This is a genomic window from Ihuprevotella massiliensis, from assembly GCA_900095835.1.
Taxonomy (GTDB): domain Bacteria; phylum Bacteroidota; class Bacteroidia; order Bacteroidales; family Bacteroidaceae; genus Alloprevotella; species Alloprevotella massiliensis.
In genome coordinates, this window is record LT608321.1 from 988723 (window position 1) to 1002135 (window position 13413).

Consider the following 13413-nt stretch of genomic DNA (forward strand, 5'->3'; position numbering starts at 1 on the left):
TTACTAATCAAATTGCTTCTATTATAACCTTAATTCCGCAGTATTTTTTCTTGTGAGAAAATTTTATATGTTGAGATGTCTTTTGGGGTTCTATATGTTGATATGAGGTGTTTCGGTGTTTCTTGGGTCTTTTCTAAGTATAAAATCCCCCACCCAAACCAAAGGGGAAGTATGATAACTACAAAGAAATACAGTTTATTCAATGAAGACCTCAGCGTAGTAGATTTTATTTGTATATAGGTTCAGAACGTTCAGCCTTCCAGTGCGCACCCATTTTTCTGGCACGCTGACAAAATGCAGGATAAAGGCTTTCAGCCTGCTTGTCTTTTTTCAATGATTTGACCTTATCGCTGATATTACGGATGAGATAGAGATAGAAGTTCTTCTGCATGGCGGTAACCATCATGAAAACCAATGTTCTCAGCCATAAAGGAAAAGGGCAGATGTGACCAGCCGAAGTCATTGTTCTGTATGTCGAAGTTCTTTTCGCTTGCTCCACGTTCATTATAAAACGTAATGATGTCCTTCTCGGTAGACACCCAGTCGTTGGTGAGGATACAGCGGTATGTGTATATTACTCCGAACATATCCGTCTGCTCACTGCCATCCTTGCCTTTCAAAGGACTACGCTGTACGACGAGCCTGTATGACTTTCCTTCTATCAAGCTGTCTATGCTGATGGATGTGACATCGCATTTCTCATAGCCAACCTCAACGTCTTTCCATTCCTTCAACTGTTGGAAATTCTCGTAGCGACTGCCGCAGTTGGCAGCACGAATGTAGAACGTGTTGCAGCGCTGCTCTACGGTTTGGATGATTTCCTTTGAGAACGACCCGCAGTCAGCACGGAAACGCTCTATTACCACACCAAGTTCTGAGGTTACACGGTCCATAATGCGACGGAGCGTGTCCTCCTGATGGAATTTCACATTGGTGTTTCCGTCACGGTTCTCACCTCCGACTATGATTCCCCCAATGGAAGCCCAACCAGGGAAATAGCCAAGGGCCTGCTTATAAGAATACTTAGCATCGAACTTGTGGGCTGGAATAAACTGGTGGTCAAAGTCTAAGTCAACATGACTACCCACCTTTATAAGCCTCATCCTCCGTATCATTCGTAAAAGTAAGGTATTCAACTTTTCTGCTGTGTTGAAACTATACGATCGCCTCCTTTGTTTCATAGCAATACTCGGTCTAGCATAATACAACCAGTACCAAACAAAAAATCCCTCGCAACGGAATGTTGCAAGGGATTTCCTTGGGTGACCGATGGGATTCGAACCCACGACATTCAGAACCACAATCTGACGCTCTAACCGACTGAACTACGGTCACCATGTTGCCCTTTCATCTGAAAGGCGATGCAAAAGTACGGACTTTCTGCGAAACCTCCAAATCTTTTCGGGCTTTTTTTCGCTTTCAACGCGATTTTTCTACGTTTTGGCGCTTTTCCACCTCAAAACACCTTAGAAGTGGGCGAAGACTAATCGGAAACTTCGTCAGAAGCCGAGGTGTCTTGGTTGGTGTCGCGCTCGATGGCTGGGTTGCCTTGAGCACTGAGGGGAAGTGTGAGTTTGTAGATCAAACCACCTTCGTCATCTCCAGGGAGATTGAGTTGTGCACCGAAGTGAAAACCGCGCTCATCGACACTGCTAAAGGCGATGCCACCGAGGACTAAGTTTTTAGAGGAAGCCACTTCGGGCTGTCCTGCAAAGAGGGCTTTGGTGAAGACCCGCTTGGCAAGGGCTTCTCCATCGCGAGTGATGGTGATGGTGACTTGATTGTCGAGGAAGGGATCTCCAAATCTGTCCTTCACCTGCGCGAGCGAATCGGCAGGAGTGCGCTCGACGAGGATGTGATATTTGTGTCCACTCCACTCTACATCGGTGGGAATGGTCTGGTTGTCATCATGTCCTGGACCTTGCTCTTGGGCTAAGGCAATCTGACCAGTATCGACTGACGAAGCGTTATTTTTTTTGTCGTTTTTCCCACCGCAGGCTGCCACTGTGAGGAGGAGTGCGAAGAGAGCTATCACAGAATATTTGTGTTGCATAGTCGTCAACTCATGTTTGATTTAACAGCGAAGATAGTAAATAAATCCAAGATGACAAGGCAGAACGAAAATAATTCGTTATTTTTGCTCTTCATAGCTATAATATGCGCATGAAGAAATTATTCATATTGGGACTGCTTGCCCTCATGATGGCTTGCCACTCTGCAAGTGCTCCCTCCGACTCCTCGGCTGACTCCTTAAAGACAACACAAAAGGAGGCTGCCATCGACACGCTGGCTACACTCGTGGCAAGAGTGCAGCAACAAAGCAGGCTCTATGCTGCCGACTGCATGGTGCATAAGGTGGTGCTCTTCACCGACAAAAGTCAGATAGATGGCGGTTTGGTCAAATTCAACAAAGTGGGTTACCGCAAAATAGCCATTCCCATAGATGTTACTCTCAAGGGTTATATTGATTTTGCGGATTTCTCTGCCGACAACGTGTCGCGCGAAGGAGACCTGCTGGTGATTACGCTGCCAGACCCGAAGGTGATGCTCACCGCCTCAAAGATAGATCATAAGAAAGCGCGCCAATATGTATCGCTCACGCGTTCTAACTTTTCCAGTGACGAAGTGACCCGACTCGCTCGCCAAGGAGTGGACAGCATCCGCCGCCACGCTGCTAGTTTTGGCATTGTGGAATTGGCACGCACCTCGGCTGCGCGCACGCTGGTGCCCATCGCCACCCGACTGGGATATGCAGAAAACAATGTGGTGGTGCGTTTCCGCAAAGATTTCAACCAAGCCGACTGGAAACAGATTGTTAAACCGCTCAATAGTGACCGCTCATGAACGAGAATTTGACCACAAATGCCGAAGAACTGCAAGGCACGCTCTCGGCAGATCAAGCGGAAACGACACCAGAGAACGCAGAACAGACCGCTCAATCCTCGGAAGTGGCGGACAAGAATGCGGAAGAAGGAGAGAACATCCCAGCAAAAATTGCCTCCCCTGCAGAAGTCATAGCCACTCCCCCTACTCCTCCACTGCCTCCCGATGGGAAATCCAAACACGGATGCTGGAGCATCTTGTGGTGGTGTCTCAAAGCGATGGTAAGACACTGGCGCATCACGCTCTTTCTGCTCCTACTAGCCTTGATTGGTTATGGAGCGATGGTGGCTTATCGCACACTCACCCACTCTAACGATGCTGTGGAAAAGCCCATCGAACAATCGCCCGAAGAAATCGTGCGCTTACAAGCTATCGGTCAGTGGGAGTTTCTCTCTGTGGAAGCAGAAGAACTAGTGGAACGTCACTATTCAGGACTGATGAGCGAGCGCGATTTGGTGTGTATCTACCGCGGTACGCTACGCATCGGTGTCGATATGCGCAAACTTCCCTCTGACTGGGTGGAGATGAAAGAGCGTAGTGCGATTTTGCACCTCCCACAACCCTCTTTACTCGACGAGAACTTCCTCGACGAGAGTCGCACGACGGTCTTCTTTGAACAAGGTGTTTTCCGCCCCGAGGAGCGAGATGCGGTACGTACAGAGGCGAAGGAAAAAATGAAAAAACGTGCTATGACTACAGAAAACCTGAGTATAGCGCGCAGAAATGCCGAAGCGCAATTCCAAAACCTCTTCCGTGCCATGGGATATGAGGATGTGGTGGTGGAATTTGAACAAACAACTAGCACAAACACAAACTAAAATAGAACAAGATGAAAAAGACTTTTTACTACCTTTTCTCCATTATGGCGATACTCCTTGGAGTATTCTCTTGTGGAGATGAGCCCGAAGTTTCCCCATATCCACCAGGTAGCAAGTACAAACGCACCGTGATGGTGTATATGGCTGCGCAAAACAGCTTAGGTGCTTCAGGATTTGCGCGACAAGACAGTGCAGAAATGGCACATGGCATGCGATATCTTCTTCCTGGAGAGCGTGTGCTGATGTTTCTCGACGACGACAGAGCACCTCGTCTCTATGAACTGCGCAAAGGATTGTCCTCTCCTCAGTTGGTAAAACAATGGAAAGAGGACCTGAACTCTGCAGACCCCAAGACGCTCACCGAATTGCTCACCACGATGCGCACGGATTTCACTTCCGAAAGCTATGGTTTGGTGCTCTGGAGTCACGCTACAGGTTGGATTCCCAGTCCTAGATCGGTGTCGGAGGAAAAGTTTAACGTCCCCACCCACAACACAACAGCTGGTGCAGCAGAGGGTTTAGCAAGTCGTGCGGCTTCATCGGTGCAAAATACGTCCTTGCTCACGCGAAACGACTTATGGTTGCCCGAAGGTTGTACTACTGACGCCAACGCAGAAAGTTCTTCCGCAGGCAACAAGCGCACCACTTCTCGCAAAAAGCCTGCCTTTTCAGCGAAGAGTTACGGCATGGATGTGGGTAAAAACGGAAATTGGGAAAGAGATGTCGCTGCACTGGGCGCACCTGCCGAAGAAATCAACATTGATGATTTGAGCAAAGCTATCGCAGCGGCGAACATTCCTCTGCGCTTCATCCACATGGATTGCTGCTTGATGGGCGATATTCAAGCGTTTTACGCACTCCGTCATGCAGCAGACTACATCGCGGCTTCTCCCATTGAGATTTCTGCCATTGGCGGTTTCTACACTGACATGCTCCGTTGGGGATATTTCTCTGAAGAAATCAAGGATTTGGGCATCACCTACTCCAACTATTATGTAGGAAAGGGAAGCCAACCCTATACCGACAACTTCGGATTGGTATTTGCTATCGTGCGCACCGACAAACTGCAGGCTGTGGCAGATGCGATGGCAGCAGAATTGCCTCAACATCTCCCAGCATTGAAAGCGGATGGTTCGAAGAACTTCCCTGACATGACTGACACGCAAACTTATGGTCGCTACACCTCCAATAAATTCTGGCGTCCTCACTACTACGATATGAACGATGCCCTTCGTCGTGCATTGCCCACTGATAGTTGGCAACGCGTGAAGCAAGCACTGGACGCAGCGACGGTGTATAAATTCACCACGCCACGATTCATGACGGGCTTGACCGTGCTCTATCAAGGCAATTATACCGCAGACGTCATAGCTGTGGACGAAGCAAACTTCTGTGGTATCTCCATGTTTGTGCCACAAGAAGCCTACACCATTCATGCCGTGAGCAACCCTCCCTACTGGAATCGTGCTTGCCCACATGGTGACCTCAACAAGGAATTCCGCAAAACGGAGTGGTACACCGCAGCTGGATGGAAAGCCGCTGGATGGTAAATAAAGGAGTGTTTGAACACCCTCTTTGATAGCTTGCGCTGTGCGTGCTAACCAACGAGGATTTAAACAAAAAGAAGAGAAAGCGTCGAATCAACTCAACGACTTTCTCTTCGGTCATTCCTACTGTGCCAACCGCAAAGAAGAGTTTCAAAACAAGATATAAATAGGTACAAACACATTATGGGCGAAATCATCGCATGGGTGCTCAATCACCTCAACTATTGGGTCATATTTTTGGGCATGACCATCGAAAGTTCTTTCATCCCCTTCCCCTCGGAAGCCGTCATTCCTCCTGCAGCTTGGATGGCGAACAATGGTGCACTCAACATCTTCTTGGTGGTCATCGTTGCGACCTTGGGAGCTGATGCCGGTGCACTCATCAACTATGGTTTGGCTTACTACCTAGGGCGTCCTGTCATCTATAGATTGGCAGACACAAGATGGGCAAAATTGCTGCTCATAGATCGAGAAAGTGTGGAGAAGTCGGAGCGTTTCTTCCGTCATCATGGTGTTATCTCCACACTCATCGGACGTCTTGTGCCAGGGGTGCGACAACTCATCAGCATTCCTGCTGGTTTGTCACGCATGCACCTAGGTAAGTTTATGCTCTACACCACACTCGGTGCTGGAGCTTGGAACATCGTCCTCGCTTTCTTGGGATTTTACCTCATCCCTACCCTCTTCCCCAGTGTCACCACGCCCGAACAGGTGATGGAAAAGGCTAATCAATACAGCCACATCATCGGCTACGCCATTGGTGGATTGGTGGTTTTGGTGCTCATCTACCTTATTTATAAGGTGGCTTCCCACAAATCCAAGAAGCAACCAACGACTTAATCTCTCCTTTCAATCTTCGCTATGACCGTTGTTCCTAGATTTCCGCTAAAACTCAATGCAAGTCTTGATCTTCCCACGAGCAAGAGCCTCTGCGCGCGCGCTTTGGTGGTCAATCATCTTTGCGAACAACCCGTTCACCTCGAAGGTTTGTCGGACTGCGACGACACGCAAGCCATCCTCCAAGGCTTAGAAGCACTCCGCAACTCGGAGGATGCTCCACTTCGCGTGGACATTGGTGCAGCCGGCACTGCGATGCGCTTCCTCACCGCGCTATTTGCTGCCACCCCTCAGCTCAATGTTGTGATTACAGGTAGTCAGCGCATGCAAGAACGTCCCATTGGTGCTCTCGTCACTGCGCTTCAGGCGGCAGGAGCAGACATAAGTTATGTGAAAAAAAAGGGCTATCCTCCTTTGCACATCCGAGGTAAGCAACTCGAAGGTGGCACGCTTACCCTCCCTTCCAACATCAGTTCGCAATATGTGAGTGCCCTCTTGATGATTGCACCCACGATGCGCCACGAACTCCAACTAGAATTGGTGGGGAAAGTGGCTTCCGCTCCCTACATTCGCATGACGATGCAGGTGATGAAAGCCTTTGGCGTGGAAGCAAAGTGGGAAAACAATCTCATCAGCATTGAGAGTGGTCAGCGATACGCTCGCACGCTCTCCTCACACTGCGGAGGTACTGAGAAAACGGCACAAACAGCGTCCTACACCATCGAATGCGATTGGACCGCAGCTTCGTATTGGTACGAAATTGTCGCTCTTCATCCCGACCAAACTGCGAGAGTCTTACTTAGAGGATTGAGAGAAGCCAGTGAACAAGGCGATTCCGTCTGCGCAAGATGGTTTGAAGCACTCGGAGTGATGACAACTTTCACCGCAGAAGGAGCTGTTTTGGAAAAATCAACCAAGTCTCCGCAAGTTACACTTGAATGTGATACTAGTACTTCGGAAGACAACGAGCTTTCATCACAAACTGATGATAACTTCTGCGAAAGCAACGAAGATTTGCCGCAGACAACTAGTCATTCCTCGCAAGCGGATTATTTTTACTGCAAGGATGCCCCTCCCCTCTTGCTAGATTTCACGGCAGCACCCGACCTCGCTCAAACTTTTGTGGTCACTTGCGCTCTGCTCTCTCGCCCCTTCCACTTCAAAGGTTTGGAGAGTTTACGTATCAAAGAGACCAATCGCATCGCAGCTCTCATAGCAGAACTGCAGAAGTTGGGCAAGCACATCGAAGCCATCGGGGAAGGAGAACTTCGATATACAGCTCAAGACGACTCTCCCCACGCACAAGCCATCACGATAGCCACCTACGACGATCACCGCATGGCACTAGCCTTCGCTCCAGCAGCGTTGCTTTTTCCACAACTCTCCATTGAGCATCCAGAAGTAGTGGCAAAATCCTATCCCCACTATTGGAGAGACCTCTCCGAACTATACTAAATATCAAATTCAAAAACCAATTATCGTGCTATATCTCATCCTACTTTTAATCTCCCTTGGCATCATTGCTGCTGTGGCTGAAGCCATTCGCCAATGGTGGCTCAGACAAAAAGTGAAGAAAGGCGAACTTACAGAGATGCCCACCATACAGGAAAATGCTGCCGCAGGCTGTTGTGGATTCCACGAAACCTGCGAATCGGAAAGTCTCTTGGCAGGAGTGAGCAAGGATATTGAGTATTACGAAGACGAAGACCTCGACCGCTTCAAGGGACGCTCGGGTGAGGACTACAACGATGCTGAAATTGACGAATTTGCAGACGTCCTCACCACCCTCAAGACAGAAGAAGTGGCGGGATGGGTGCGTTCGTTGCAACTGCGCGAAGTAAATCTTCCCATCGAACTCAAAGATGACGTCATCCTCCTTGTGGGAGAACAGCGCGAACTCTCGCAAACTTCGTGATTACAACGCTTTCCCTCAGCAACTTGTAAGGAATTTCAAGCTCTCCTCTCCTTTGCTGTTTAGAAGGAAAACTCTTCTTCCTGCCTCACTACCAGAGTGGGATAAGCATCTCTCTTCCTCTATCTCTTCTTTCCATCATGCTATCAATTTTTAGCTACACCTTTTTCCAAAATGCCCTACTCGGTGCGCTGCTTTCCAGCGTGCTCTGCGCTTGCATCGGCACTTATGTGGTGACTCGCCGCTTAGTCATTGCCGGTGGTGGCATGGCACACGCCTCACTGGGCGGTGTGGGGATGGGCGCATTTTGGGGATTCTCCCCCATCTTCGGTGCTGCCTGCTTTGCCCTAGCCAGTGGTCTTGGCATCGACTGGTTGAGTCGCAAACGCGAAGTGCGCGGCGACAGTGCCATCGCCATGATATGGACACTCGGCATGAGCATCGGAATTCTCTTTGCCTATCTTGCCCCCGGTTTTATGACCGACCTCCCCACCTATCTCTTTGGCGATATCCTCAGCATCTCGCACAGCGATCTCCTCGCCATGGGAGTCCTCACCACCGTCACCCTGCTTTTCTTCTTCCTTTTTGAGCGCAGCATCATCACCCTCGCCTACGATCGCGATTTTGCACGCACACAAGGTTTACCCGTCCGCACTTTTGAAACCCTCCTCACCGCTCTCACGGCTCTCACCATTGTCGGTTGTCTGCGCATGGTAGGCATCGTCATGGTCATCTCCTTGCTGTCCATTCCTCAACTCACAGCAGCTGTGTTCACACGCACCTTCCGCGGCATGATTTTGTGGTCCATGGTGGTAGGATTCCTCGACTGTCTAGGCGGACTCTCCCTCTCCTATCTGCTCAATGTCCCTTCGGGAGCTGCAATCATCGTAGTGAGCGTGGTGCTTTATTTCGTAGTGCGTGCAATAAAAGCCCTATTTCAGCGTTTTTCTTCATAGCGTAGCTTTAATTTTGCTCTCTAATCTCTTCTAAAGTTCTATATTTTTCCACGTTGAAGCGACTTTTCTATCTTCTTCTCCTGTTATTGGTCGTCACTGCTTGCAGCACCAGCCGCAACACCGCAACGACACGATGGTGGCAAGCCTTTGTCACCCGCTACAACGTGTATTACAATGCTGCCACAGCCTATCGCGAAGGAGAAGCTGCCCAACGCAGTGGACTCAAAGACGACTACACGCAGATGTTGCCGCTCTTTGGGGTGGCGTACCCTCAACAACAAAACCTCGGCAAGGGCAATTTTGAAACGGCAGTAACCAAGTGTGAAAAAGCCATTCAACTACACAGCATCAAAAAACGCCCACAAATCGCTCCGGGGCGCAACGCTTCTCCTCAGCTCAAAGCCTATCTCTCGCGCAAGGAGTTCAATCCTTTTTTGAAAAATGCGTGGTTGCTCATGGGGAAAGCCCAATTTCAACAAGGCGACTTCCTTGGAGCCGCCTCCACTTTTGCCTACATCTCCCGCTTCTATGCCCCCGAACCGCTCGTGGCAGCCGAAGCTCGCTTGTGGTTAGTGCGTTCGCAAGTGCGCCTCAACTGGATGTACGATGCAGAAGATGCTCTCCGACAAGTGGCAAAGATGGAACTTCCCAAGCGGTTGCAGCGCGAACGCGATTTGACTCTGGCAGATTTCCACATCGCTCAGCAGCAATATGCCGAAGCTCTGCCCTATTTGGCACGTGCCGCTCGTCAAGCTTCGCACAATTTCGACCAAGGGCGATGGTACTATCTTTTGGCACAAGTCAATATGCAGTTGGGACGTAAGACCGATGCTTACAATGCCCTCAACCGCTGTCTTGCACAAAATCCGCCCTATGCACTAGCGTTCCAAGCGCGTATCTTGCAGACCGAAGCCCTCACCACTCGACAGAATGTGGCATCCATGCTGCGCCGCCTAGATCGCATGGCGAAAGATCCCAACAATGCCGACTATCTCGACCAAATCTACTACGCGCAAGGCAACATCTATATGGCTCAACGCGACACTGCCGCTGCCATAAAATCTTATGAAACGGGAAGATTTCGTGCCACACAGTCCACACCTGACAAGGGCGTATTGTTGAACACACTAGCCGACATCTACTGGCAACAGCAACGCTTCGACAAAGCCCAATCATGCTACACAGAAGCCATCGGTCTGCTCGACAAAACGCAGCCTTCTTACAACGAAATCCTCCGCCGTTCTGCGATTCTCGACCAACTAGTTCCATCTACCACCATCATTTTTGAGCAAGACTCTCTGCTCCATTTGGCATCTCTTCCCGAAGCTCAACGCAATGCGGTGATCGATGCGAAGATTACCCACTACAAAAAGGAACTTGCAGAAACCAAGAAAGCCAAAGCAGACAGCGCCTTGCGTGCTGCTCGTGAAAATGGTGGAGAAGATTTGCCCCAACGTCCATCGCTCCCTTCCTCACGTCCCAATAGCGCGGGTGGTGGTTGGTATTTCTACAACACCCAAGCCGTGCAACAAGGTAAGCAAGCCTTCGCGCGGCAATGGGGACGGAGAAAAAACGAGGACGACTGGCGACGTGCCAATCACACTGTCGTTGCTGACAACGATCAAAAAGGTTTTGACTACGCAGCCGACGACAGTATCAACAGCCTTCTCCGTCATCGCCGCGATAGCCTCACCCTAGCTGGCGTGGCACAGCGCGACATCGATGCGCAACTCCGCGACTATGCTCAGCAACTGGCAGAAGGCACGACTGCCGCTCCTGCCGACTCTGCTGCAAGCGCAGGAAAAGCCGACAAAAAGGAGCAAGACCCCACGCAGCGTGCTTATTATCTAGCGCAACTTCCCCTCACGGCTGAAGCTCAACAGGAAGCGCGCAGCAAAATCCACGACGCTCTCATCGAAGCTGGTTTAATAGAGAAAGACGAACTCGAAGATTTCGCTCTGGCTCGTCGCACCCTCCAGCGATTTGTGCGCGAAGCTCCAAAGCACAATCGTGTGCCCGAAGCCTACTACCACCTCTTCCTCATGGCGCAGCGCACGCAACAACGCGCAGAAGCCGAAAGATTGAAGAACATTCTGGCACAATCTTTCCCAAACTTCCCGATGACACGCGTCATCTCCGACCCAGATTTTGATAACAACCTTCGCTATGGTCGCGAGCGCGAAGATTCGCTCTACACGACTGCCTATACGGCTTATCTATCAGGCAATAAAGCCGAAGTATCACGTCTATTCGATCGCTCGACACAGCAATTCCCCACGGGTGCCAACCGCCCCAAGTTCATCTTGCTCCATAGTTTGGCACGTCTGCAAGAGGCACCGCGCGACACGCTCCAACGCGAGCTCACCGACTTAGCCAAAGACTACCCCAAATCTGACGTAGCAGAACTGGCAGGTATGATAGCTCGCGGACTGCAAGAGGGACGCACCATTGGAAAAACCTTCCGTCCCTCTGACTTGTGGAATCGCCGACTCAACGATGCCAAGGTGGAAGCTGCGGCAGCTGGTGAGAGCACGCAACTCTCCGACGACCGCAACGTGCCCTTCGTCTTCCTCGTGGCGTATCCCACCGATTCGCTCGACAACGACAAGGTGCTCTTTGCATTGGCGCAATTCAACATCGAACATTTCACGTCGCGCAATCTCGACATCGCGCAAGAACGCGGCAATGGATTGACACAATTTCGCGTGCAGGGTTTCCGCTCCTTTGCCGATGTGCACCACTATGCGCAGCAACTCTATGCACAGCCTAAACTGCGCGGGCTCTTCCGCATGGCGCGCACCGAACTCATCAGTGTAAGCAATCTCCGTTTGCTCGGCACCGTCGTTTCGTTTGAAGACTATCGCAAGTTCTACAACGAACACTTTGCTCCACTCAAGATTAAGCCCGAACTTCCCCTTGAGTTTGAACCCGATGATGCACCTAAGCAAATCTACGAAGACGAATTGCCGCAAGGGCAAAACACTCGCAAGGCAAAGCCAAAGCAACAGCCCGACGACAACGAATATGAATATGAGGAATAAGCGCACCAGTGCGTGAACTCAACTCACCAACGAGGAACCTCTACGCGGAGTGTTCCTCGTTTCCTCTTAAACCCAAATCGGTCATTAGATCCTGAACAGTTTTCATTAGATTGTTGAGCAGATTGTTTACCGTTAGTCTTTGGCGTAGCGGGCTACGGTGAGAACGAACGAAAAGCAAGATGCCAGCAAGAAAATGAAAGATAACAGGAAGTTATCTATTCAATGATGAGTAGTACTATAACGGTCTAATGACCGATTTGGGTTAAACCTAAAATCCCAAAGCTAAAAATGACTCTCCAAGAAGCTCAAAATCAAGTAGACGAATGGATACGCACCTATGGCGTTCGCTATTTTTCCGAACTCACCAATATGGCAGTTCTCACCGAAGAAGTGGGAGAACTGGCACGTGTGATGTCGCGCCGCTATGGCGACCAATCTTTCAAAGCTGGAGAAAATCAAGATCCAGCCGATGAAATGGCAGATGTGTTGTGGGTGCTCCTCTGCCTCGCCAATCAAACCGGGGTGAATCTCACAGAAGCCTTTCAGAAAAATCTTGAGAAGAAAACCAAACGCGACCACGATCGTCATCACAACAACCCCAAACTCCAATCATGAACATTATCATCGTAGGAGCGTCTTCCGGCATCGGCATGGCGACCGCTCGTGAATTTCTGCGGCTCGGTCATCGTGTAGGAGTGGCAGCTCGCAGAACGGCTCCCTTACTTGCTCTTCAAGCGGAATATCCAACACAGGTGGTCTTTGCTGCCATCGACATCAATGCTCCCGAAGCCGCGACTCGGCTCCTCCAACTGGCAGAAGATCTCGGTGGCATGGACGTGTATCTCCACAGTTCTGGAGCGGGTCACGAAAACAAGGAACTGGATCCGGGCATCGAACTCGACATCGTGCAAACCAACGCTTCGGGCTTCATACGCATGATCACTGCCGCCTTCCGCTATTGGACAAGTCGCGGACAAAGGGGGCATCTGGCTGCTATCACTTCGGTAGCTGGCACTCGTGGGTTAGGCATCTCCCCTGCTTATAGCGCAACGAAGCGCATGCAGAGCCAGTATCTCGAAGCTTTGTCGCAAATCTCCCACCAAGGACAACACGACATTGCCATCACCGACATCCTGCCGGGTTTCGTGCGCACCGATTTCATCGCCAAACGCAACTACCCCATGGTGATTTCTCCCGAGAAGACTGCGCGCCACATCGTCAAAGGCATTCTGCATCGTCGTCGCCGCATCGTCATCGATTGGCGTTATCGCGTGCTCATCGCTTTGTGGTCCGCCCTCCCTCGCTGCATTTGGGAACGCTTACCCTTCCCTTGAGTCCTCGTTCCCAACTTCTGCGTGCCTAACTCCTGCTACTGCGTGCCCCTCTCCTTCAACTCACTCCACAAGCTGCGTCTCCGAC

11 protein-coding genes, 1 tRNA gene and 1 pseudogene are annotated in these 13413 nt (G+C 50.4%); 10 read left to right on the top strand and 3 right to left on the bottom strand.

Going from position 1 to position 13413, the window contains the following annotated elements; all coding sequences use genetic code 11:
- Positions 1–195 precede the first annotated feature (195 nt).
- From BQ2633_RS04105 to BQ2633_RS04115, 3 genes and pseudogenes are all read right to left on the bottom strand, one after another.
- Positions 196–1166 (bottom strand): annotated as a pseudogene (locus BQ2633_RS04105) (IS1380 family transposase); the annotation flags it as partial.
- 95 nt (positions 1167–1261) lie between these two features.
- A tRNA-His gene (locus BQ2633_RS04110) sits at positions 1262–1335 on the bottom strand.
- Between the two features lie 148 nt (positions 1336–1483).
- A complete protein-coding gene (locus tag BQ2633_RS04115; protein ID WP_075565289.1) occupies positions 1484–2053 on the bottom strand; it encodes a DUF4738 domain-containing protein in 570 nt (189 codons plus the stop codon).
- 110 nt (positions 2054–2163) lie between these two features.
- Between BQ2633_RS04115 and BQ2633_RS04120 the strand changes: the two genes are divergently transcribed.
- The 10 genes from BQ2633_RS04120 to BQ2633_RS04170 all read left to right on the top strand — a co-directional run bounded on the left by BQ2633_RS04120 (position 2164) and on the right by BQ2633_RS04170 (position 13328).
- Positions 2164–2844: a DUF4230 domain-containing protein gene (locus tag BQ2633_RS04120; RefSeq protein ID WP_075567188.1), complete on the top strand. Its 681-nt coding sequence runs from the start codon at positions 2164–2166 to the stop codon at positions 2842–2844.
- On the top strand, positions 2841–3701 hold the full coding sequence (locus BQ2633_RS04125; protein ID WP_075565292.1) for a DUF4230 domain-containing protein: 861 nt from the start codon (positions 2841–2843) through the stop codon (positions 3699–3701). The genes BQ2633_RS04120 and BQ2633_RS04125 overlap by 4 nt, the downstream gene beginning before the upstream one ends.
- Before the next feature lie 11 nt (positions 3702–3712).
- Positions 3713–5251, top strand: coding sequence for a clostripain-related cysteine peptidase (locus tag BQ2633_RS04130; protein WP_075565295.1), 1539 nt, complete (start codon positions 3713–3715; stop codon positions 5249–5251).
- A 180-nt stretch (positions 5252–5431) separates the two neighbouring features.
- Complete coding sequence (locus BQ2633_RS04135; protein ID WP_075565297.1) at positions 5432–6088, top strand: DedA family protein; 657 nt, start codon at positions 5432–5434, stop codon at positions 6086–6088.
- Between the two features lie 21 nt (positions 6089–6109).
- Positions 6110–7540 (top strand): 3-phosphoshikimate 1-carboxyvinyltransferase, encoded by a 1431-nt coding sequence (locus tag BQ2633_RS04140; RefSeq protein ID WP_075565299.1) that lies wholly within the window; start codon positions 6110–6112, stop codon positions 7538–7540.
- A 25-nt stretch (positions 7541–7565) separates the two neighbouring features.
- Positions 7566–8000 (top strand): phospholipase, encoded by a 435-nt coding sequence (locus BQ2633_RS04145; RefSeq protein WP_083233941.1) that lies wholly within the window; start codon positions 7566–7568, stop codon positions 7998–8000.
- Positions 8001–8137: 137 nt separating this feature from the next.
- Positions 8138–8953 carry a metal ABC transporter permease gene (locus tag BQ2633_RS04150; protein WP_075565302.1) on the top strand — a complete coding sequence of 272 codons (816 nt, stop codon included), beginning with the start codon at positions 8138–8140 and terminating at the stop codon, positions 8951–8953.
- Positions 8954–9006: 53 nt separating this feature from the next.
- On the top strand, positions 9007–11994 hold the full coding sequence (gene porW / locus BQ2633_RS04155) for a type IX secretion system periplasmic lipoprotein PorW/SprE (RefSeq protein WP_083233942.1): 2988 nt from the start codon (positions 9007–9009) through the stop codon (positions 11992–11994).
- Between the two features lie 288 nt (positions 11995–12282).
- Positions 12283–12609 carry a nucleotide pyrophosphohydrolase gene (locus tag BQ2633_RS04165; protein WP_009437456.1) on the top strand — a complete coding sequence of 109 codons (327 nt, stop codon included), beginning with the start codon at positions 12283–12285 and terminating at the stop codon, positions 12607–12609.
- The gene (locus BQ2633_RS04170; protein WP_075565304.1) at positions 12606–13328 is read left to right on the top strand and encodes an SDR family NAD(P)-dependent oxidoreductase; all 723 of its coding nucleotides are present in this window, start codon (positions 12606–12608) and stop codon (positions 13326–13328) included. The genes BQ2633_RS04165 and BQ2633_RS04170 overlap by 4 nt, the downstream gene beginning before the upstream one ends.
- Positions 13329–13413: the final 85 nt, after the last annotated feature.